Raw genomic sequence first — 22,714 nt, forward strand, 5'->3', positions numbered from 1 at the left:
CATGAACACCGACACGGAGCGTGCCATGCCACGGCAACTGTCCATCCCCGCCACCTACATGCGCGGTGGCACGTCCAAGGGCGTGTTCTTCCGGCTGCAGGACCTGCCCGAAGCCGCGCGTGTGCCGGGGCCGGCGCGGGATGCGCTGCTGCAGCGGGTGATCGGTTCGCCCGATCCGTACCGGCAGCACATCGACGGCATGGGCGGGGCGACTTCGAGCACGTCCAAGTGCGTGATCATTTCGAAGTCCGAGCGGCCGGATCACGATGTCGACTACCTGTACGGGCAGATCAGCATCGACAGCGATTTCGTCGACTGGTCGGGCAACTGCGGCAACCTGTCCAGCGCGGTGGGGCCGTTCGCGATCGCCCAAGGGCTGATCGATCCGGCGCGGGTGCCGCAGGATGGCCTGTGCACGGTACGCATCTGGCAGGCCAACATCGGCAAGACCATCATCGCGCATGTGCCGGTGGCCGGCGGCCAGGTGCAGGAGCTGGGTGATTTCGAGCTGGACGGGGTGGCCTTTCCCGCCGCCGAGATCGTGCTGGAGTTTCTCGACCCGTCCGACGAGGGCGAGGCCGGCGGCAGCATGTTCCCGACCGGCAACGTGGTCGATGCGCTGGAGGTGCCGGGCATCGGCACGCTTGAGGCGACGATGATCAGCGCCGGCATCCCCACCATCTTCATCAACGCTGCCGACATCGGCTGTTCCGGCAGCGAGCTGCAGGTCGACATCAATGGCGATGCCGAGGCGCTGGCGCGCTTCGAGGCGATCCGCACCGCCGGCGCGCTGCGCATGGGGCTGATCGCCGATGCCAGCGAAGCCGCCACCCGCCAGCACACGCCCAAGGTGGCCTTCGTCGCGCCACCGGCCGATTACGTCGCCTCCAGTGGCAAGCCGATCGCGGCAGCGGACATCGACCTGCGCGTGCGTGCGCTGTCGATGGGCAAGCTGCACCACGCGATGATGGGCACCGCCTCGGTGGCGATCGCCGCCGCCGCCGCGGTACCCGGCACGCTGGTCAACCTCGCCGCCGGCGGTGGTGCGCGCGAAGCGGTGCGCTTCGGCCATCCTTCCGGCACGTTGCGCGTGGGCGCGGCGGCCGAGCAGGTGGATGGCGCGTGGATGGTGCGCAAGGCGGTGATGAGCCGCAGCGCGCGGGTGCTGATGCAGGGCGAGGTGCGGGTGCCGGCCGACTGCATGGGCTGAGCGGCCTGCGTCTGCATGGTGCAACGAAAAACCCGCGCTTCGGCGCGGGTTTTCTCATGGGGCTTGGGCCCCGCGTCTGGCTCAGGCACTGCGGCTCAGGCCAAACCCTCTGCCTTGAATGCCGTTTGCACGCCAGGATCGGCGCGCATGCGCTCGCGGAACGCAGCCAGATGCTGCAATCCGGACAGGTCGACACCGGTGTTGTCGGCCCAGAGCAGGGTCACGAACAGGTAGGGGTCGGCCACGCTGCGGAAGCCGGCCAGCCAGTCACCGGTCTCGCCCAGGCGCCGATCCGCGGTTTCGTACTGTTTGCGCACGCGCGTGCGCGCGAGCTCCTTCACCGTGTCGTAGTGCTCGGCACCGCGCATGAACAGACCCGGCGAGAACAGGGGCGTATAGGAGGGGTGCAGATCCGAATTGCAGAATGCCAGCCAACGTCCGGCCTCCGCGCGCTGCCGCACGCTGCCATCACCGAGCAGGCCTGCCTGCGGCGCGCTGTCGGCGATATAGCCCATGATCGCCGCGTTCTGGGTCAGCACGAAATCGCCATCGACCAGCACCGGCACCGCGCCGGCCGGGTTCAGAGCGCGGAACTCGTCGGATTTCAGGCCGGCCGCATCCATCACCTCGAACTCGAACGGCAGACCGCTCCATTGCAGGGCGATATGGTCCGCGGTCGAGCAGGCGCCGGGCTTGGTGTAGAGCTTCATCGGGTTCTCCTCAGGGGAAAACCCGATGATGCGCCAGTCGGCGCGAACGGCCGATGAGGGCCGCCGGGACCGGGATCTCAGCCGCGGCGGGCGCGCAAGGGCTGCACCTTGAGGAAGGTGTGGTCGCCGATGGTGGCGACCGACGGCGCATGGCGCCAGTTCGGCTTGGCGATGGCATGCGCCATGAAATGGCTGGCGCCGGGCACCAGTTCCTGGCGCTGGCCGGCCGGCAGCGACCAGTTCTGTTCGGCCTCGATGGCGATGTTCACCGCCCGGGTCCAGGCTTCCACATTGCTCAGCCGGGTCTGCGGCGATACCAGCGTGGGCGCGAACTGCTTGCGCGCGGTCACCACCTGGCACATCGAATCACCCCACAGGCCGCTGTCCTCGCGCCGCAGCGCGACTTCGGCGACCGCCTTCTGGCCCAGTGCCGGCTGGTCGCGGGCTTCCAGGTACAGGGTGGCCGACAGGCACAGGGAATCGCCGGCCTGGGGCGGAAGAATCGAGGCAAACCACAAAAGCCATGCCAGTTTCATCGTTGTACTCCGTGTTCGTTGCTCGCGGACACGGGCCAGGGTTGGCCGGGGGGACAGGAGGGTACGTCCGCGATATGGCGTCAGGGAGGGCAGCGGCGCCGATGCACCTGCAAAGCCCGGGCGGAGGATTCCGCCAAGGTCGCCCGAATCTGAATGGGCGACAGCCGAAATTGGGCGCACCTTAGAAGGCCGATTCGGAATGCTGGCTGAATGGGGATTTACATTCGCGGCCGCGTTCTGTGCTTGCCGCGAGCGGGAGCCGCTGGGCTTCGGCAGCGGGCTGAGATGGCGCGATGCGCGTGATGCAGCGGCGAAGCCGCTCATTCCGGCAGTGTGGTGCAGGCAGGCGGGACTTCCGGTGCCCGGCGGGGGCCGCGGATCCGGCGGCGGCCGGATGCACGGGATTCACCGCATGCATATGCTGCAACGCATCGCACCTATATAATGCATGGCGCGTGTTCGATCCCCCCGACTCGGCCAAGACCGACGGCGAGCGCGCCGAAATTGAATCCGACTGTTGCCTGAACAGGGGGCATTGATCGGGAACTGTTATGCTATTGTTAACACGCCTTTCACATTCGCCGCCGTAGCCTTGCGTGCGTGGCGGTGCTGCGCAGGGCCGTCGGCACTGATGTTTCACGTTTTTCGTTTCACTCAACCCGTCAAATCGTTTTGACCAAGGAGCTCAACATGAAGAAGAAACTCCTCTGCGCCGCGCTGTTGTGCGGTATGGGCGTTGCGCACTCCGCCGTCGCCCAGGAGTTCGATGATCGCTGGTACGTTTCCGCCTCCACCGGCGTGAACTTCCAGGACAAGGACCGTGGTACCGATGATGCCGTGTTCGGCACCCTCGGCTTCGGCAAGTTCTGGACCCCGAACTGGTCGGTGGATCTGGAGCTGAACTACCAGAACCCGGCCAAGGAAGCGAATCCGAACCTGTGGTGGAGCCAGTACGGCGCCTCGGTCGATGCGCGTTACCACTTCCGCAATGCGGACAGCAAGTGGTGGCCGTACCTGAAGTTCGGTGTCGGCATGCAGCGCCATGAGGAAGAGTTCGTCGGCTTCAACGGCGCGCCGGACATCCATGGCAACTACCCGGCCCAGCACCGCGACAACAACGCCGCTGCCAACCTTGGCGTGGGTCTGCAGGCCGACTTCGGCCGCGTCGACCTGCGTACCGAAATCGGCGCCCGCGTCGACTTCGACAAGGTCCAGGCCGGTCCGTCCGGCATGCCGCTTGACCAGGCTCCGGCCTACAAGCAGCAGAGCCAGTTCATCGATTACCTGGCCTCGGTCGGCCTGACCATCGCCCTCGGCCCGGAGCCGGTGGCCCCGGTGGCCCCTGCGCCCGCCCCGACCCAGACCTGTGCCGACATGGACAGCGACGGTGACGGCGTGAACGATTGCGATGACCGCTGCCCGAACACCCCGGCCGGCACCGCCGTCGGTCCGGATGGCTGCCCGGTCCCGCTGACCATCAACCTGGAAGGCGTGAACTTCGACTTCGACTTCCCGAAGCGCAACTGGAACGGTCAGATCGGCAGCGCCGGTCTGGTGCCGGGCTCGATGGAAACCCTGAACCAGGCCATCGAGATCCTGAAGCGCTATCCGGAAATGCGTGTTGAAGTCGCCGGTCACACCGACCTGTGCGGTGCCGACGCTTACAACCAGGCCCTGTCGGAGCGTCGTGCGCGCGCCGTGTACAACTACCTGACCAGCAACGGCATCGACGCCGGTCGTCTGGTGGGTCCGGTTGGCTACGGTGAGAGCCGTCCGCTGGTGCCGACCGCGCAGACCCTGCCGGAGTGCAAGAACGAAGAGAACCGTCGTACCGAGCTCAACAGCCAGTAATACGGCACTCTTCCGCAACAAGGGAAACCCGGCCTCGTGCCGGGTTTCTTTTTGCCCGCGTGTTGCGAACAGGGTTTCGCCCGAGGCGCCGATGCACCGTCACCGCGATGCGGAAAGTTCAGATGCAGCGCGAACAGCCTTGCGCAAGACTTTCATCCCGCGACGATTTCGCCTACATTGGCAACGCCTTTCCATTGCCGCGCTCGCGCCGGTTTCCAGGAGTTCCCATGTTGCCACGCCTGCTGCTTGCATTGCCGCTGCTCATCGCCGCCGCCCCCGTGCTGGGCGCGCCCAATTGCGCCAACGTGCCGCAGGTGATGCCGCTGCCCGCGGGCGCCACCAGCCCGCTGTCCAGCGAGTTCCTGGCGCCGATGTCCGACCTGGGCTCGCCGACCGGCGTGCTCTCGCGCGCTTACGAACAAGCGGTGTCGGCCGAATCGGTCCTGTTGCGCATGCAGATCGAATCCTGCCGCGTGGCACGCGCGATCCCCGCACCCAGCCCGGTCGACCCCAATGACCCGGCCGCCTACAAGCCGCGCACCGAGTACGACAACACGCCCTGGCGCTTCAGCCTGACCCAGGGTGGCAAGCGCATGACCGCGGACGAGTTCGATGCCTGGATGCAGGCGCGCGGCATCCGCATCGCCGGGCGCAAGCCGGTGCAGACCGCCGATGCCGGCGCCACGCCGCCGGCCGAAACCCCGGCCGAAGGCGAGGCGGAGAAGCAACAGCCCGACGAGCCCTGATCCCGGCCCGTTCCGGTGTCCGGACAGTGAAACGGCGCGCCCCGGGGCGCGCCGTTGTCGTTTGCAGCGGAGCCGGTGGCCGCAGAGGCTCGGCTCGGGACGGCTTCAGTCCTTGAGCACGCCCAGTTCGCGGCCGATGCGGGTGAAGGCGTCGATCGCGCGATCCAGCTGCTGGCGGGTATGCGCGGCGCTGATCTGGGTGCGGATGCGCGCCTCGCCCTTGGGCACCACCGGGAAGAAGAAGCCGATCGCGTAGATGCCTTCCTGCAGCAGGCGCTCGGCGAAGCGCTGCGCCAACGGTGCGTCGTACAGCATCACCGGCACGATCGGGTGCTCGCCCGGCTTGAGGTCGAAGCCGCGCGCCTGCATCTGCTCACGGAAGTAGGCGGTGTTCTCGGCCAGTTGCCGGCGCAGGTCGTCGGCTTCGGACAGCATCTGGAAGGCACGGGTACCGGCGGCGACCACGTGCGGCGGCAGCGAATTGGAGAACAGGTAGGGCCGCGAGCGCTGGCGCAGCATCTCGATCACCTCGCGCTTGCCGGTGGTGAAGCCACCGATGGCGCCGCCCATGGCCTTGCCCAGGGTGCCGGTGAAGATGTCGATCTTGTCCAGCACGCCCTTGAGTTCGGCGCTGCCACGGCCGGTCTTGCCGACGAAGCCGGTGGCATGGCATTCATCGATATGCACCATCGCTTGGTATTTCTCCGCCAGCGCGGTGATCTCGTCCAGCGGCGCGATGAAGCCGTCCATCGAAAACACGCCGTCGGTGGTGATCATGATGCTGCGCGCACCATCGGCGCGCGCCTGCTGGAGCTGCTTTTCCAGGTCGGCCATGTCGCAGTTGGCGTAGCGGTAGCGCTTGGCCTTGCACAGGCGCACGCCATCGATGATCGAGGCGTGGTTGAGCGCGTCCGAGACGATCGCGTCTTCGGCATCCAGCAGCGGCTCGAACAGGCCGCCGTTGGCATCGAAACAGGCGGCGTAGAGGATGGTGTCCTCGGTGCCGAAGAACTCGGCGATGGTGGCTTCGAGCTCCTTGTGCAAGTCCTGCGTGCCGCAGATGAAGCGCACCGAGGCGAGGCCGAAACCGTGGGTGTCCAGCGCGCAGCGCGCCGCCTCGATCAGCTTGGGATGGTCGGCCAGGCCGAGGTAGTTGTTGGCGCAGAAGTTGAGTACCCGGCGGCCGTCCTCGAGCCGGATCTCCGCCGCTTGCGGGCTGGTGATGATGCGCTCGGACTTGAACAACCCGGCATCGCGGATTTCATCGAGCGTCTGGTGGTAGCGGGAAGTCAGGGACATAAGGGCCAGGAACGAGTGAGGAGGAAAGAGAAACGAGTATGAAGCAAGATCAAGGAGGGCACTGGGAGCATTTGGTGAAGGCCGGGAGCGCGTTGACTCGTTCCTCGTTTCTCTTCACTTGTTCCTCAGTTGATCAGTGCCAGGACAGTACCACCTTGCCCGACTTGCCCGATTGCATCAGATCAAATCCGTGCTGGAACTCCTCGATCGGCAACTGGTGGGTCAGCACCTTGCCAAGCGGGAAGCCCGACAGCAGCAACTGGGTCATCTTGTACCAGGTCTCGTACATGCGCCGGCCGTAGATGCCCTGCAGGGTGAGGCCCTTGAAGATCACCTTGTCCCAGTCGATGCCGGCACCGTTGGGCATGATGCCGAGCATCGCGATCTTGCCGCCGTGGTACATGCATTCGAGCATGTCGGAGAAGGCGCGCGGGTTGCCGCTCATTTCCAGGCCGACATCGAAGCCTTCCATGTGCAGGTCCTGCATCACCGCCTTGAGCGAAGTGTTGGTGACGTTGACCACGCGCGTCGCGCCCATGTCGGCGGCGAGTTTGAGGCGGTAGTCGTTGACGTCGGTGACCACCACGTTGCGCGCGCCGATGTGCTTGCAGATGCCGGCGGCGATCACGCCGATCGGGCCGGCGCCGGTGATCAGCACGTCCTCGCCGACCACGTCGAACTCCAGCGCGCAGTGCGCGGCGTTGCCGTAGGGGTCGAAGAATGCGGCCAGCTCGCCCGGCACCTGATCGGGGATCGGCCACAGATTGCTGGCCGGCATCACGATGTATTCGGCGAAGGCGCCGTCGCGGTTGACGCCGATGCCGACCGTGTTCGGGCACAGGTGCTGGCGGCCGGCGCGGCAGTTGCGGCAATGCCCGCAGACGATATGGCCCTCGGCGCTGACGCGCTGGCCGACGCGGTAGCCGGACACGCCCGGCCCCAGTGCTTCGATGCGGCCGACGAATTCATGGCCGATCACCAGCCCCGGCTTGATCGTGCGCTGGCTCCATTCATCCCACAGGTAGATGTGCAGGTCGGTGCCGCAGATCGCGGTCTTGCCCACCTTGATCAGCACCTCGTTGGGGCCGGGGACGGGCACCGGGACCTGTTCCATCCAGATGCCCTTGCCAGCTTCGCGCTTGACCAGCGCCCTCATCATTTGCGTCATGTCCGGTCCATCGTGCCGTGCGGGCGGCCATTTTAGCCCGCGCGATGTGGCCGTTCCGTGCGCAGGCGACTGGGCCGCGGGCCGCTTCCGGGTTCTAATAGGGGTTTGCCGGACAAGAGGGAGCACGCAATGCGCAAGACGATCCTGGGCCTGGCGGGCGGCGTGGCGCTGGCCGCGGGCACGGCCACGCCGGTGGCCGCCGACGAAGGCATGTGGCTGCCGATGCAGTTGCCGGAAATCCAGCAGCAGATGAAGGCCGCCGGCTTCAAGGGTGATCCGGCGCGCATGGCCGATGTCACCAAACCGCCGCTGGCGGCGGTGGTCAAGGCCGGTGGCGCCACCGGCAGCTTCGTCTCGCCCAATGGCCTGATCCTGACCAATCACCATGTCGCCTTCGGCGTGATCCAGTACAACAGCTCGCCGCAGCGCGACCTGATCGGCGAAGGTTTCGTCGCGTCGGACATGGCCGCCGAGCTGCCTGCCAACCCCGACTTCCGCGTGCTGGTGACCACCGGCTTCGAGCCGATCACCGAACGCATCCTGGCCGCGGCCGCGGGCAAGCAGGGACGCGAATACTTCGATGCGGTGGATGCCGCCTCCAAGGCCGCGGTGCGCGAATGCGAGGCCGATGCCGGTCATCGCTGCAGCGTGGCCAACATGTACTACGGCACCGATTTCTACCTGGTGCGGCAACTGGAGCTGCGCGACATCCGTCTGGTGTATGCGCCGCCGCGCGACATCGGCAATTACGGCGACGAGATCGACAACTTCATGTGGCCGCGGCACAGCGGCGATTTCACCTTCCTGCGCGCCTACGTGGCGCCCGACGGCACCCCGGCCGCCTACAGCCCGGGCAACGTGCCGTACCGGCCGCCGGCGCACCTGCAGGTCAGCACCGCGGCAGTGAAGGACGGCGATTACGCGATGCTGGCCGGCTATCCGGGCATCACCTTTCGCCATCGCAGCGCCGCCGAGTTCGCCAGCCAGATCGAATGGCAGCTGCCCTCGCGCATCGCGCTGTTCGAGGGGCTGCTCGAGGACATCGCCGGCGCCGCGCCGGAGGGCAGCGAGGCGGCGGTGAAGTACGCCTCGCAGGTGCAGTCGTTCAAGAACACGCTCAAGCGCGCGCAGGGCGAGCTGGAAGGTCTGCGCCGCAGCGATGCGGTGCGCGTGCGCCGCGAGGACGAGGCGGCGATGCTCGCCTGGTTGGCACGCCAGCCCGATGCGGACGCGACCCGCGCCGACATCGAGCAGCTGCAGGCGGTGCTGGCCGGTGCCTCGGCCATGCGCGAGCGCGACCAGTTGCTCAACATGGTGATCGCGCGCAGCCAGCTGTTGAACTCGGCCGTCACCTTGCAGCGGCTCGCGCTGGAGCGCGGCAAGCCCGACGCCGAGCGCCAGAGCGGCTACCAGCAACGCGACGAGGCCCTGATCGAAGGCCGCCTGCGCCAGGTCCAGCGCCGCTACGACGCGGCGGTGGAAAAGGCCATCGTGATGAACCTGCTGAAGGGTTATTACGCACTGCCGTCGGCGCAGCGCATTGCCGAAGTCGATGCGGTGTTCGGCGCCGATGCCAAGGCCGCGCAGGCCCGGCTGGATGCCTTGTACGCCGATACCCGGCTGGGCGATGAGGCCGAGCGGCTGCGCTGGATGCAGGCCGATGCCGCTGCGTTGTCCGCCAGCCGCGATCCGCTGCTGGCCGCGGCGGGCACGCTGCTGCCGGCGATCCTGCGTCTGGAGGACGAGGCCAAGGCGCGCGAAGGCGATCTGCTGCGCCTGCGCCCGGCTTACATGCGCGCGCTGATCGGCTATCGCCACAGCCAGGGACGCGCGGTGTATCCGGATGCCAATTCCACCCTGCGTGTGAGCTACGGGCGGGTGCAGTCGCTCAATCCGCGCGATGCGGTGGAATATGTGCCGCTGACCACGGTGCAGGGCATCCTCGAAAAACACACCGGCACCGATCCGTTCAACGCGCCGCAGGCCCTGCGCGAGGCCATCGCGCGCGGCGACTTCGGCAATACCGCCGATCCGCTGCTGAAGACCCAGACCGTCAACCTGCTGACCAACCTCGACACCACCGGCGGCAATTCCGGCTCGCCGGTGCTGGATGCGCAGGGCCGGCTGATCGGCATCAACTTCGACAGCAACTGGGAATCGGTCAGCGCCAGCTGGATGTTCGATTCGCGCTACAAGCGCGCGGTGCACGTGGACGCGCGCTACATGCGCTGGCTGATGGACAAGGTCTATCCGGCGCATTGGCTGCTGCAGGAAATGGGCCTGCCGCGCTCCTGAGCGCGATGCCGGGGCCGCGTCGGCGGGCGGCGCGGCGTGCCATCAGGCACGTCGCCGCCCGGGCGGCCCGGGCATGACCTCTGCCACGGCCGTCTGCCGCTGCCGGGGGCTAGAATCGGCGCATGATCCCATCAGGAAACGCATCATGCGCATGACAGCACTGGCCGCGGCGATCGCCGTGGCATCCCTCGGACTTGCCACGCCGCGCGCCCACGCCGATGAAGGCATGTGGGTACCGCAGCAGCTGCCGGAGATTTCCGCGCGCCTGAAGAAGGCCGGCCTCAAGCTCGATCCGAAGCAATTGGCCAACCTGACCGGCGACCCGCTGGGTGCGGTGGTTTCGCTGGGCGGCTGCACCGCCAGCTTCGTCTCGCCGCAGGGTCTGGTCGCCACCAACCATCACTGTGCGTATGGCGCGATCCAGCTCAACTCGACGCCCGAGCGCAACCTGATCCAGCTCGGCTTCAATGCCGCCACGCCCGCTGACGAGCTGTCGGCCGGGCCCAATGCGCGCATTTTCGTGCTTGATGAAATCACCGACGTGACCGCGCAGGTCCGGCAGGCGATCAACGCGGCGCAGACGCCAGCCGACCGCACGCGCGCGGTGGAAGACCTTGAAAAGCGCCTGATCGCGCAGTGCGAGGGTGATGGCGGTTACCGCTGCCGGCTGTACAGCTTCTTCGGCGGCGTCACCTACCGCCTGTTCAAGAACCTTGAGATCAAGGACGTGCGCCTGGCCTACGCGCCGCCCAATTCGATCGGCAGCTACGGTGGCGAGATCGACAACTGGATGTGGCCGCGCCACACCGGTGACTTCGCGTTCTATCGCGCCTATGTCGGCAAGGACGGCAAGCCGGCCGCGTACAGCGAAGACAACGTTCCGTACCAGCCCAGGCACTGGCTGCGCATGGCCGACAAGCCGCTGGGCGTGGGCGATTTCGTGATGGTCGCCGGTTATCCGGGCCGCACCAGCCGCTATGCGTTGGCCGACGAGTTCGAAAACACCGAGCAATGGGCCTACCCGACCATTTCCGCGCACTACAAGAATCTGGTGGCGATGGTCGATGCCGCAGGCAAGAAAAACCCCGAGATCGAAGTGAAGTACGCCAGCACCATGCGTGGCTGGGAGAACGTGCTGAAGAACTACGACGGCCAGCTCGAGGGCTTCAAGCGCATCGATGCGGCCAAAACCAAGCAGGACGAGGAAGCCGCGGTGCTGGCCTGGCTGCGCAAGCGCGGGCGCAAGGGCGCGCCGGCACTGGCCGCACACCAGCGCCTGGTAGAACTGCATGCCGAGTCGCGTGCCACGCGCGAGCGTGACCTGGTGATGCGCCAGTCCGGCGGTGCGCTCGGCGGGGTGGCGGTGCAGTTGTACCGGCTGGCGATGGAAAAGCAGAAACCCGACGCCGAGCGCCCCAGCGGTTACCAGCAGCGCGATCTCGCCGGCATCGAAGGCGGCCTCAGGCAGATGGAGCGCCGCTACGACCCGGGCATGGATCGCCAGCTGCAACGCTACTGGCTGCTGGAATATCTCAAGCTGCCGGCCGCACAGCGCGTGGCCGCGATCGACGAATGGCTGGGCGGCAACGATGCCGCCGCAGTCGATGCCGCGCTCGATCGCCTCGGCAAGAGCGGACTCAAGAGCGCCGAAGAGCGCATGAAGTGGTTCAACGCCGACCGCGCCGCTTTCGAAGCCAGCGACGATCCGGCCATCGTCTATGCGCGCGCGGTGATGCCGGTGCTGCTGGATCTGGAGGAGAAGGGCAAGGCCCGCTCCGGCGAGCTGCTGGTGGTGCAGCCGACCTACATGCAGGCGGTGATGGATTACCGCGCCTCGCGTCGCGAGGCGGTGTACCCGGATGCCAATTCCTCGCTGCGCATCACCTTCGGTCAGGTCACCGGCTATACCAAGCTCGATGGCGTGGAACAGGCACCGTTCACCCGGCTCGAGGAAGTCGCGGCCAAGGCCACCGGCGAGGAGCCGTTCGATGCGCCGCAGAACCTGCTCGATGCGATCAGTGCCAAGCGTCATGGCGGACTGGAGGATGCGCGCCTGGGCAGCGTGCCGGTGAACTTCCTCGCCAACCTCGACATCACCGGTGGCAACTCCGGCTCGCCGGTGCTCGACGGCGAGGGCAAGCTGGTCGGCCTCGCGTTCGACGGCAACTGGGAATCGGTCAGCTCCAACTGGGTGTTCGACCCGGTGATGACGCGCATGATCTCGGTCGACCAGCGCTACATGCGCTGGGTGATGCAGGAGGTCTACCCGGCACCGCAGCTGCTGCAGGAAATGGGTGTGCCGGCACAGAAGTGAGCATTGGTCCGTCGCACCCGTCACGGGTGCGGCGGGTTTTCGTCAGCGGCGGCGCATGGCGACATGCGCCGCTTTTTTTGCATCACGCGCTGCACTGCGTATCCTCGTCGCACGCCGTCATCGTCAGGTCGCGACGGCACATATCCAATCACAAGGACTCCCATGCGCATCCTGCTTGCCCGTCACGGTGAAACGCCGTGGAATGCCGAAGGCCGTTACCAGGGCCAGGTCGATATCCCGTTGTCTGATGTGGGCGAGGCGCAGGCGCGCGCGCTGGGCAAGCGCCTGCAGGCGGTCGACATCGACCGTGCGCTGGCCTCGCCGCTGGGCCGTGCGCGGAAAACCGCCGAGCTCGCCCTTGGCCCGGAGCGCAGCGCCATGCTGGCACTGGATGCCGGGCTTGCGGAAATCGCGCATGGCGAATGGGAGGGATTGCTCGCCAGCGAAATCGCCGCACGTGATCCCGAGCGGCTGCAGGCCTGGCGCGCGCAGCCGCAGTCGGTGCAGATGCCCGGGGGCGAGTCGCTGCAGCAGGTGTTCGATCGCGCATGGCCGGCGCTGGTGCGTGCCTGCGAGGGGTTGGGTGAAGAGCAGACCCTGCTGCTGGTGGCGCACGATGCGGTGAACCGCGTGCTGCTGTGCCACATCCTCGGCATTCCCTTCGACCGGCTGTGGGGATTCCGCCAGGCACCGGCGACGCTCAACCTGCTGCAGGGCGCGAGCGTGGATGCGTTGGAGGTGGTGCGACTCAACGACAGCGCGCACCACACCGCGCTGTTCGGCGAGGCGCTGCACCGCGCCCTCTGAGACGCCGCACGCAGGCTTACAATCCGGCAGATGGAACCTGCACTCGCCGCCTGGCTGGAACGGCTGGAAACCCGGCACCCGAAGCAGGTCGAACTGGGCCTGGAGCGCGTGCGCAAGGTCGCCGCGCGGCTGCCGCCCGCACGCCCGGCGCGCCATGTCATCAGCGTGGCCGGCACCAATGGCAAGGGCTCCTGCGTGGCCTTCATCGAGTCGATCGCGCGTGCCGGCGGCTGGCGCGTGGGCAGCTACACCTCGCCGCACCTCGAGCGCTACAACGAGCGCGTGCGCATCGAGGGGCGCGAAGCCACCGATGCCGAGCTGGTGGCGGCCTTCGAGGCGATCGAGGCGGCACGCGGTGACACGCCGCTGACCTATTTCGAAACCGGCACCCTTGCCGCGCTGTGGCTGTTCCAGCGCGCCGAGCTCGACCTCGCGGTGCTCGAAGTGGGCCTGGGCGGTCGTCTGGACGCGGTGAACGTGGTGGATGCCGATTGCGCGGTGATCACCACCGTCGACCTCGACCACCGGGATTGGCTGGGCGATGACATCGAACGCATCGGCCATGAAAAGGCCGGTATCGCGCGTGCCTGGAAGCCGCTGGTGCTGGGCGATGACGATCCGCCGGCCAGTGTGCTGCGGCATGCCTACGCGATCGGCGCGTCGAGCTGGCGCATCGGCAGCGATTTTTTCGCCGAGCCGCTGGACGCAGCGCATTGGCGTTACCGCGAGCCCGGCTTCGAACTGGAGTTGCCGCGCCCTGGCCTTGCCGCACCGGTGCAGATGCGCAATGCCGCCTGCGCCATCGCCGCGCTGCGCGCGATCGGCTTCGACGCCGCGCCGCAGACATGGGCGCGTGGCGTCGCCGAGGCCCGGATCGCCGCGCGCATGCAATCGTGGCATCACCACGGCGTCGAGATCGTGCTCGATGTCGGCCACAACCCGCAGGCCGCGCGCGCGCTGGCCGCGGCCCTGGCCGAGCGCCCGCGGACGCCGACGCTGGCGGTGTACGCGGCACTGGCGGACAAGGATGCGGTGGGCGTGGTGCAGGCGCTGGCTGCACAGGTCGATGGCTGGATCATCGCCGGCAGCCTGGAGGCCGGCCCGCGCGGACAGGAAGCCGCGGTGCTGGCCGAACGCCTGTCCGCCGGTCTGCCGCTGCTGGCATGCGCACCGAGCGTCGAAGCCGGCATCGAGCTGGCCCTGGAGCACAGCAACGAAGGGGGGCGCATCCTCGTGTTCGGCAGCTTCCATGCAGCCGAACGCGGGCTGAAGCAGCTGCGCGCGAAAGGGGCCGTGGCGGAGCGCACGTTATAATCGAACACCCGCCTGCAGCCAGCGCCTGAATGGAACGAGCCCTGAAACAGCGCCTGATCGGTGCGGTCGTGCTGGTCGCGATCGCGGTGGTGTTCCTGCCGATGCTGGTCAAGGGGCCGGCGCCGGTCAGCGGTGCGGCGGATGTGTCGCTGGATGTGCCCAATGCACCGCGCGAAGGATTCCAGACCCGCGACCTGCCGCTGGGCGCCCCCGCCGAAGCCCCGGCCGGTGGCATTACCGGACTGGATGAGCCGCTGCCCGATGCCGCCGCCGCGCAGGCCGGAGCGCGTGAGGTACCCGTTTCCCCGGGCACTGCGGGCGGGAATTGGGCGGTGCAGTTCGGCCACTACGCCAGTTCGGCGGATGCTGATCGGGTGGTTGCCGCGCTCGCTGGTGCCGGCCTTGGCGCGCGCGCCGAAGCGGCCACCCTGGCCGGGCGCAGTGCATGGCGGGTGCGCATCGGTCCGTTTGCCACCCGTGCTGCCGCCGAAGATGCGCGCCTGCGCGCAGTCGAAGTCAATGACAAGGTGCCTGCGCGGGTGATCGCGCTGGATGCCGACACCACGCCTGCCACCGCGAGTGCCACGGTCAGCACGCGCCCGCTGCCTGATGCAGCCGGGCCGACGAGCACCGCGACGGCCCCTGCGCCCGAGTCCAAGCCGACTGCGACGCAGCCCGCGCCGGCACCGCGTGAGGTTGCCGCCGCGCCGAAGTCCGAAGCCAAGGCCGAACCCAAGCCGGCGCCCGTGACCGAGCCCACGCCGAAGCCTGCGCCGGAATCGCCCAGGCCGGCGGCGGCGGATGTGGGTTTCGCGGTACAGCTGGGCGCATTCGCCGACCCGGCGGCGGCTACCGCATTGCGCGACAAGGCGCGCGCGGCGGGGCTGTCGGCGTTCAGCGAAACCATCAATACCGCCGACGGACCACGCACCCGCGTGCGCCTGGGCCCGGTGGCCGACCGTGCCGAAGCCGAGCGCTTGCGTGCACAGGCCGCAGCCCGGCTCGGCGTGAATGGCATGGTGCGCTCGCATCCCTGAGCGCATTGCGGCAGCATCTTCTTTCCACCCAGCACCACTCAAGCGGAGTCCCGGCCCATGTGCGGCATCCTCGGCATCGTCAGCCACAGCGAAGTGGCGGCACGGTTGTATGACGGCCTGATCGTGCTGCAGCACCGCGGCCAGGACGCCGCAGGCATCGCCACCAGCGACGGTCGCCAACTGCGCATGGAAAAGGGCAATGGCCTGGTCAGCGACGTGTTCAACGCGCGCATGATGGCCCAGCTCAAGGGGCGCATGGGCATCGCCCACTGCCGCTATCCCACCGCCGGCAGCGAGGGCAGTGACGAGGCGCAGCCGTTCTACGTCAACTCGCCGTACGGCATCGCGTTGGCCCACAACGGCAACCTGATCAATACCGAGGAGCTGCGTCGCGAAGTGTTCGAGCAGGACCGTCGCAGCGTCAACACGCAAAGTGATTCGGAAGTGCTGCTCAACGTGTTCGCGCACGAACTGGCGCAGCAGGCGACGCTCGATGCCGAGGCCGCGTTCGAGGCGGTGCGCGGACTGATGCGGCGTGCCAAGGGCGGCTTCGCCGCGGTGTGCATGGTGATGGGCCTGGGCCTGGTGGCGTTCCGCGATCCCAATGCGATCCGCCCGCTGGTGATCGGCCAGCGCAGCACGCCCGAGGGCGAGGAATACGCGCTGGCTTCCGAATCGGTGGCGCTCGACCTGATCGGCTTCAGCCGCCTGCGTGACGTCGCGCCGGGCGAGGCGGTGGTGGTCACCGCCGATGGCCAGCTGCACCATTGCGTGGTCGCCGAGGCGGTGGAGCCGCGCCCGTGCGTGTTCGAGTACGTCTATTTCGCGCGTCCGGACTCGATGATGGACAACGTGTCGGTGCACAAGGCGCGCATGCGCATGGGCGTGGCGCTGGGCGAGAAGATCCTGCGCGAATGGCCGGAGCATGACATCGACGTGGTGATTCCGATCCCCGATACCAGTCGCGATGCGGCGCTGGAGATCGCCAACGTGCTCGGCGTCAAGTACCGCGAGGGCTTCATCAAGAATCGCTACGTCGGCCGTACTTTCATCATGCCCGGCCAGGACGAGCGCGCGAAGTCGGTGCGTCGCAAGCTCAATCCGATCCCGCTGGAGTTTCGCAACCGCGTGGTGTTGCTGGTCGATGATTCGATCGTGCGCGGCACCACCAGCCAGCAGATCGTGCAGATGGCGCGTGATGCCGGCGCGCGCAAGGTGTACCTGGCCTCGGCCGCGCCGCCGGTGCGCTACCCCAACATCTACGGCATCGACATGCCCACGCCGCGCGAGCTGATCGCGCATGGCCGCGACGTCGAACAGATCCGCGAGCTGATCGGCTGCGACTGGCTGGTGTATCAGGATCTGGACGATCTGGAAGCGGCCGTTGCCGGGCCGAAGAACCCGGGCATGCGTTTCGACAGCTCCTGCTTCTCCGGTGAGTACGTCACCGGCGTGGACCACGGCTATCTCGAACAATTGCAGGCGCAGCGCTCAGACGAGGCCAAGGTCAAGCAGCGTTGCGGTTAGCCGATTACGATGGCGGTGCTTGTGCCGGATGCATTTGCTCGGCGTAAGGGCTGGGGATCTGCTTAATGCAGCCTTCCAGTTGGGCGATGTTATCGGGATGACGGGTAATGCAGAGAGCTGTGGCTGAGACAAAGTTCTTGTATTCGGGTTCCGGGATATGCTCCAGCAGCCCGTCGCCTAGCGCCGCTTCGCTCGTATGAAGAAGTGCTTGTCGGTTTTGCTTGAGCCGAATTTCTGGATAGTGATAGGCCGCACCACGCAGATATATGGCGGCGGACCTGGCGACGCGTGCGCGGATTACTGCCTCGTCAGGCGACCGCCCATTGATGGGACGCAGCAAGCTCGTATACATAAGCATCGTTCGGACTTGAGCGTCACCCACTCCGCCCAGTTCGCGCGTTTGCAAATGTTTTGCGCCGGCAAAGCCTGCGAGCAAGCCGATAACTAATGCAATCAAAATAAAGATGCTTTGTCTGGACATCATATCTTCATTTTCAATGAGGCACATACTGGACGTAGCACTTGATTACCTTTCCACCCGACGTGCTGCACACCAACCAGTGGCTGCCTCCGGTTCTTGGGATCCAAGAAACCTGTCCCGTACGAGGCGTATCGATTCTAATATCCAGCCTTATTCTTCCGCTAGGAACAGGGCTGGATTGCGCCAGTAGATTTCCATCTGCATGCGATCGCGCATATCGAGTTCAACGCCATCGACCTCGCCTGCGATGCGCTGTGGCGTTTCCGCGGCCTGCCTGCCGACTACTACGCCGACTGGGTGCAGGTGGCCGATGACGAAGCACGCCATTTCCACATGCTGCGTGCGCGCCTGCGCGAGTTCGGCCACGACTACGGTGATTTCGATGCCCACGACGGGCTGTGGGAAATGGCCGAGAAGACCGCGCATGACGGCCTCGCGCGCATGGCGCTGGTGCCGCGGGTGCTGGAGGCGCGCGGGCTGGACGTGACGCCGGGGATGATCGGGAAGCTGCGCGCACTCGGTGACGAAGCCAGCGCGGCGATCCTCGCCACCATCCTGCAAGAGGAAATCGCCCATGTCGCCGCCGGCTCGCGCTGGTATCGCTGGCACTGCGAGCGCGCCGGCGTCGAGCCGCGCCGGCGCTTCACCGAACTGCTGCACGAATATGCTGGCGGGGTGCTGCACGGGCCGTTCAACCTGGCGGCACGCCTGGAAGCGGGGTTCGATGCCGAGGAATTGCAGCGCCTGTGCGAAGCGGCCGAAGCCGTGCGGCGCGATTGAAACGACGAAGGCCGGGACGGATCCCGGCCTTCGTCATTGCGGCGGAGCGTGGCGCACTCAGTATTCGAAGCGCACCCCGGCCAGCCACGAGCGGCCGAAGCCTTCCAGTTCCAGCACCCGGCTGCGCACGCCCTGGAAGCGTGCCTGGCGGGTGTCGGTCAGGTTGTTGACCTCGGCGAACACCTGCCACTGGCGATTGATCCGGTAGCTGGCGCTCAGATCGACGCTGGCACGGCCATCCCAGAACACGTTGAGGTCCGGGTTGTCGATGTTGAACTCCTGGATGAAGCGGCTGCGGTAGGTATAGGCCAGGCGCGCGTTCAGCCCGTACTTCTCGTAGGACAGGGCCAGGTTGTAGTTGTGCCGCGAGGTGCCGGGCAGCTCGGTGGTGCCGCCGTCGAACGGCAGTTCGGCGCGCGACTTGGCCCAGGTGTAGTTGGCATACACGCCGAAGCCGTCGAACGGTTCGGGCAGCTGGTCGAAGGTCTGCTGCCAGGCCAGCTCCAGGCCATGCACGCGGCCGCTGCCGCCGTTTTCCGGGCGGGTCAGGTTGATGCGCGTGTTGCCATCGACCACGGTGCTGTTGGCGACGAACAGCGGATCGCTGATGCGCTTGTAGAACAGCGCCGCCGAAAGCAGGCCGAGCGGACGCAGGTAGTGCTCGAAGCTGACATCGAAGTTGTGCGCATAGGCGGCCTTGAGCGCCGGGTTGCCTTCGGCGATGTCCTGCACCAGGGTTCCGTCGCTGTTGCCTTCGCGCTCGCCGAGGATGCGGTAGGGCGCGGTGTGCATGAAGTTCGGACGGTTCAGGCCGGTCGAGTAGGAGGCACGCAGGATGCTGTCGGGGCCGAACTCGTGGCGCAGGTGCAGGCTCGGCAGCAGGTGGCCATAGCTGCGACCGACGCTGCGGGTGATCGCTTCCTCGCTGTCTTCGTCGAACTCGGCCGCCTCACCCGAGATGCGGGTGCGCTCGTAGCGCAGGCCGGCGATCATGGTCAGCGCGTCCCAGCGTGCATCCAGTCGCGCATAGGCGGAATGGATGTCCTCGCCGGCGGTGTAGTCGCCGGTGATCGAGTCGGCGACCAGGCGCTTGTGATTGTCGCTGGCGATCAGCTGACCGGCATGCCTGGAGAAGATGTCGCGGCAGAAGCGGCGGCCGGCATGGAAGTAGCCGAAGTTGTTGGAATCGCCCAGGTCGCTGCACAGCATGTCGGACATGCTGATGCCGAGGTTGGCGAAGTCCGCGGCGCTGCTGTTGCGGCGGCGCTCGTCATCGAACGACTTGTCGCGCAGGCGCGCGCGCAGGCCGAACTTGATGTCACCGTCGTCGCCGAGCCAGGTCTGCTCGCGCTTGAGGTCGATGCGCAGGCCGGTTTCGCTTTCCTTGCCGTATTCGTAACGCTCGTTGAGGCGGCGGAAGCCGAACCAGTCCTCGGGCAGGTTGACGCCACTGGCCGGGGCATCGTCACGCCCCTGGATGACCCAGGTCGGGAAGTCGTGGTCGCTGTAGTCGTAGTTCATCTGCGGCCGCACCGAGGAGCGGAAGATGAACTGGTTGCGCGGGCTGGTGGTCTTTTCCGCACGGCTGCGCGACACCTGCCAGTCGGCACGCCAGTCCCCCAGCCAGTGCTCGCCACCCAGGTTGAAGGTGCGGATGGTCTTGTCGTAGGTGCGCTCGCGCAGCTCCTTGTCGAAGGTGGCGCGCACGGTGCCGGTGATGTCGTCGGAGCCGGCCGCATGGCGATCCATGTCGATCACCAGGTTGTCGCGGAACTCGTGGTCGCGGAAACGCGAGTTGGAGGCGATGAAGTACAGCAGGTTGTCCTCGTTGAGGCGGAAGTCCAGCCGCCCGGTGATGCCGGTACGCGTGCGGGTGCCTTCGTAATCCTTGATTTCAACCGTCTCGGGCAGGATCGGGCCGTTGGCACCGTCCTGGAAGTAGACCGTTTCCACGTTGTCGGTGAAGCGGCCCTGGCGGCTGTGCGAGGCGGAGACCAGCACGCCGATGTTGCCGTCGGCGCCGAAACGCTGGCCGATGGTGGCGGCGGCACGCTGGTTGTCGCCATCACCGAGCTGGAACTTGCCGGCGCCGAGCGAGGCGCGCAGGGTCATGCCGTCGCGGTCGAGCGCGCTCTGGGTGCGGATGTTGATGTTGCCGGCGATGGCATCGCCATCCATGTCCGGGGTCAGCGCCTTGGTCACTTCCAGCGCGGAGATCACGTCCGAGGGGATGGTGTCCAGTTCCACGCCGCGGCTGGCCTGGTCGGGGTTGGCCAGCTGCACGCCATCGATCGACACCGTGGTGAACTCCTTGGGCGCACCGCGCACGGTGACGTAGCGGCCTTCGCCCTGGTCACGCTCGATCGACACGCCGGGGATGCGCTGGGTCGATTCGGCGATGTTGTTGTCGGGGAACTGACCCAGCAGGTCGGCAGACACCACGTTGATGTAATTGCCGCTGGAACGCTGCTGGTTGAGCGCCAATGCCTGGGCGTCACGCTGGCCGCGCACCACCACGCGATCGAGCTGTTCACCGCTGGCGCCGCTGGCGTGCAGGGTGATGTCGGTGCGCGTGGCACTATGCTCGCTGACGGTGATCTGGGTGCTGTAGCGCTGGTAGCCGAGGTAGTCCACGCTCAGCGTGTAGTTGCCGGGGACAAGGCCGGTGATGCGGAAGTTGCCGGCGCCGTCGGTGCGCGTCTGGCGGCCGTCGATGCTGACCACCGCACCTTCCAGGTACACGCCGCGCGCGGCTTCCTTGACCTGGCCGAGCACGGTGCCGGCGCTGGCCTCGGCCAGGGCATCGGCCGGCGCATCGAGCGAAACATCGGCGCGCGCGCCGATGGGCAGGGCAAGGCCTCCGGCAATGGCCAGGGCGAGGGCAGTGCGGTGCAGCTTCATTGTGACTCCAGAAGGTTTCAGGCGAATGCGGACATGACGCCGAAGGGAGAGGTGACACCGTCCGGCAACCGCAATGACATGCACGTGCCGACTGGCAAACCACGTCCCGGCGCGGCTTGGCGCAAGTCTGGGGCGCGGATATGACGCATCGATGATGGATTTGTTGCGATTTGGAGTCAGTCACTCCGCTGCAATCGAATTGCAACATCGGCTGGCTAGGTTGGCTGCACTCCCGTGGCAGGTCGCCGCGGGTACACTCGACTTCCTTTCAGGACTTGCCCGTGATCCAGCGTTCCCGCATTGCTTCCCGTGTCTGCAGCCTCGTGTTGTGCGGCCTCCTGTCCGTCGCCGCACCGTTCGCCCTGGCGCAGGCACCCGGTCAGAATGAACCCAACCTCGCGGTGCCGGCGAACAGCCCGCGCTACGAGCCTTCGGCCATGCCTGACCGCATCGTCGCCACGCCGGCGCAGGATCCGGCGCACGGCTTCGCCATCAATTGGCGCACCAATGAGCGTGTCGATTCGCCGCGCGTGCAGATCACCGTGGCGGTGGATTCGCCCGACGTCGGCCAGCCGCGCGAGCTGCGCGCGAGCACCCGCCCGCTGCAGGCGGGCACGCGCAAGGCGCATGTGCATCGCGTCGATGTCGATGGCCTTGAGCCGGACACCCTGTACATGTTCCGCGTCGAAGGCGAGGGCACGTGGAGCGGCTGGCGCCAGTTGCGCACCACCGCGGCAGCGGCCGCGCCGTTGACCCTGCTTTATTTCGGTGACACCCAGAACAAGAACCTCAGCCATGTCAGCCGGGTGATCCGCGAGGGCATGCGCCATGCGCCGGATGCACGCATGGCGTTGTTTGCCGGTGACCTGGTCAGCGAGGCGATCGACGACGACGAGTGGGGCGAGTGGTTCGAAGCCCTCGGTGACCTGCCCGACGTGATGCTGCTCGCCCCGGCGGCCGGCAACCACGAGTACTGGGAGGAGTTCGAGGACACGCCGCAGGAGCGCCGCGTGCTGGGCGAGCATTGGAAAGCCGCGTTCGCGCTGCCGGGCAATGGTGCGGGCGGCGAGCACACCCGCCACACCACGTACTGGTTCGACGTGCAGGGCGTGCGCGTGGTGGTACTCGATGGCACCTCGGCGCTGGATCTGGACTCGATGCAGGAGCAGGCACGCTGGCTGGATGGCGTGCTTGGCCGGCAGCCGCAGGGCTGGACGCTGGTGATGATCCACCAGCCGCTGTTCTCGCCGCGCGGGCGCGGTGCCAGCGACAAGCTGCTCGCGGTGCTGGGGCCGGTGATCGAGAAGCATGGCGTCGACCTGGTGCTGCAGGGGCATGACCACACCTATGGCCGTCGCTCGGGCGAGCGCCGCGGCCAGACCCTGCCGCAATACCTGGTCACCGTGGCCGGGCCCAAGCAGTACCGCTTGAGCGAGGAGGCCAGGCGCACCATGGATCCGACCGCCGAGGACACCCAGCTGTTCCAGGTGCTGCGCATCGACGCCGGGCGTCTGGCCTACGAAGCGCGCACCGCCACCGGCCGGCTGTATGACGCCTTTGAAATCAGTCGCGACGGCAACGGGCGCAAGAAGCTGCGCGAAATCCGCGAAGGGCGCATCGCACCGCGCGACTGCAATCACCGCGAGGCCACTCTTGGCGGTCGTCGCGACCGCTGCTGGGAGTGAGCCGACCGATGTCCGGGCCGGCGCACGCTGCGTCGGCCCTGATCCCGCGGCGC

The 22,714-nt window shown here is 67.1% G+C and carries 16 protein-coding genes and 1 pseudogene; 11 read left to right on the forward strand and 6 right to left on the reverse strand.

What is annotated here, in order from left to right; translation table 11 throughout:
• The first annotated feature begins 1 nt into the window (after nt 1).
• Entirely contained in the window at nt 2–1,210 is a 1,209-nt protein-coding gene (gene prpF, locus ACW11F_RS00255) for a 2-methylaconitate cis-trans isomerase PrpF (protein ID WP_456994731.1), read from the forward strand.
• A 95-nt stretch (nt 1,211–1,305) separates the two neighbouring features.
• Here the strand turns inward: prpF and ACW11F_RS00260 are convergent, their stop codons facing one another.
• Nucleotides 1,306–1,920: a glutathione S-transferase N-terminal domain-containing protein gene (locus ACW11F_RS00260; RefSeq protein ID WP_456994733.1), complete on the reverse strand. Its 615-nt coding sequence runs from the start codon at nt 1,918–1,920 to the stop codon at nt 1,306–1,308.
• 77 nt (nt 1,921–1,997) lie between these two features.
• A complete protein-coding gene (locus ACW11F_RS00265; protein ID WP_456994735.1) occupies nt 1,998–2,456 on the reverse strand; it encodes a cell wall hydrolase in 459 nt (152 codons plus the stop codon).
• Between the two features lie 690 nt (nt 2,457–3,146).
• Between ACW11F_RS00265 and ACW11F_RS00270 the strand changes: the two genes are divergently transcribed.
• Both ACW11F_RS00270 and ACW11F_RS00275 read left to right on the forward strand, forming a co-directional pair.
• Nucleotides 3,147–4,307, forward strand: coding sequence for an OmpA family protein (locus ACW11F_RS00270; RefSeq protein ID WP_456994737.1), 1,161 nt, complete (start codon nt 3,147–3,149; stop codon nt 4,305–4,307).
• Between the two features lie 227 nt (nt 4,308–4,534).
• On the forward strand, nt 4,535–5,053 hold the full coding sequence (locus tag ACW11F_RS00275) for a hypothetical protein (protein WP_456994739.1): 519 nt from the start codon (nt 4,535–4,537) through the stop codon (nt 5,051–5,053).
• Nucleotides 5,054–5,158: 105 nt separating this feature from the next.
• Here the strand turns inward: ACW11F_RS00275 and kbl are convergent, their stop codons facing one another.
• Complete coding sequence (gene kbl, locus ACW11F_RS00280; RefSeq protein WP_456994741.1) at nt 5,159–6,352, reverse strand: glycine C-acetyltransferase; 1,194 nt, start codon at nt 6,350–6,352, stop codon at nt 5,159–5,161.
• A gap of 133 nt (nt 6,353–6,485) precedes the next feature.
• Nucleotides 6,486–7,520: an L-threonine 3-dehydrogenase gene (gene tdh / locus ACW11F_RS00285; RefSeq protein ID WP_456994743.1), complete on the reverse strand. Its 1,035-nt coding sequence runs from the start codon at nt 7,518–7,520 to the stop codon at nt 6,486–6,488.
• 129 nt (nt 7,521–7,649) lie between these two features.
• On the opposite strand from tdh, the gene ACW11F_RS00290 reads away from it, so the two are divergent.
• From ACW11F_RS00290 to purF, 6 genes are all read left to right on the forward strand, one after another.
• Nucleotides 7,650–9,815 (forward strand): S46 family peptidase, encoded by a 2,166-nt coding sequence (locus ACW11F_RS00290; RefSeq protein ID WP_456994745.1) that lies wholly within the window; start codon nt 7,650–7,652, stop codon nt 9,813–9,815.
• Nucleotides 9,816–9,960: 145 nt separating this feature from the next.
• A complete protein-coding gene (locus ACW11F_RS00295) occupies nt 9,961–12,129 on the forward strand; it encodes a S46 family peptidase (protein WP_456994747.1) in 2,169 nt (722 codons plus the stop codon).
• Nucleotides 12,130–12,291: 162 nt separating this feature from the next.
• The gene (locus ACW11F_RS00300; RefSeq protein WP_456994749.1) at nt 12,292–12,936 is read left to right on the forward strand and encodes a histidine phosphatase family protein; all 645 of its coding nucleotides are present in this window, start codon (nt 12,292–12,294) and stop codon (nt 12,934–12,936) included.
• Nucleotides 12,937–12,966: 30 nt separating this feature from the next.
• Nucleotides 12,967–14,250 (forward strand): bifunctional tetrahydrofolate synthase/dihydrofolate synthase, encoded by a 1,284-nt coding sequence (folC, locus tag ACW11F_RS00305; protein ID WP_456994751.1) that lies wholly within the window; start codon nt 12,967–12,969, stop codon nt 14,248–14,250.
• Between the two features lie 29 nt (nt 14,251–14,279).
• On the forward strand, nt 14,280–15,287 hold the full coding sequence (locus tag ACW11F_RS00310; protein ID WP_456994753.1) for an SPOR domain-containing protein: 1,008 nt from the start codon (nt 14,280–14,282) through the stop codon (nt 15,285–15,287).
• Between the two features lie 57 nt (nt 15,288–15,344).
• A complete protein-coding gene (gene purF / locus ACW11F_RS00315) occupies nt 15,345–16,814 on the forward strand; it encodes an amidophosphoribosyltransferase (protein WP_456994755.1) in 1,470 nt (489 codons plus the stop codon).
• Between the two features lie 4 nt (nt 16,815–16,818).
• Here the strand turns inward: purF and ACW11F_RS00320 are convergent, their stop codons facing one another.
• A complete protein-coding gene (locus tag ACW11F_RS00320) occupies nt 16,819–17,295 on the reverse strand; it encodes a hypothetical protein (protein WP_456994757.1) in 477 nt (158 codons plus the stop codon).
• A 198-nt stretch (nt 17,296–17,493) separates the two neighbouring features.
• Here ACW11F_RS00320 and ACW11F_RS00325 point away from each other — a divergent pair.
• Nucleotides 17,494–18,075 (forward strand): annotated as a pseudogene (locus tag ACW11F_RS00325) (ferritin-like domain-containing protein); the annotation flags it as partial.
• Nucleotides 18,076–18,132: 57 nt separating this feature from the next.
• Here ACW11F_RS00325 and ACW11F_RS00330 read toward each other — a convergent pair.
• Nucleotides 18,133–20,976, reverse strand: coding sequence for a TonB-dependent receptor (locus tag ACW11F_RS00330; RefSeq protein ID WP_456994759.1), 2,844 nt, complete (start codon nt 20,974–20,976; stop codon nt 18,133–18,135).
• A 326-nt stretch (nt 20,977–21,302) separates the two neighbouring features.
• On the opposite strand from ACW11F_RS00330, the gene ACW11F_RS00335 reads away from it, so the two are divergent.
• On the forward strand, nt 21,303–22,661 hold the full coding sequence (locus tag ACW11F_RS00335; RefSeq protein ID WP_456995844.1) for a metallophosphoesterase: 1,359 nt from the start codon (nt 21,303–21,305) through the stop codon (nt 22,659–22,661).
• The last annotated feature ends 53 nt before the right edge of the window (nt 22,662–22,714 follow it).

This window comes from Luteimonas sp. e5 (genome assembly GCF_054031035.1).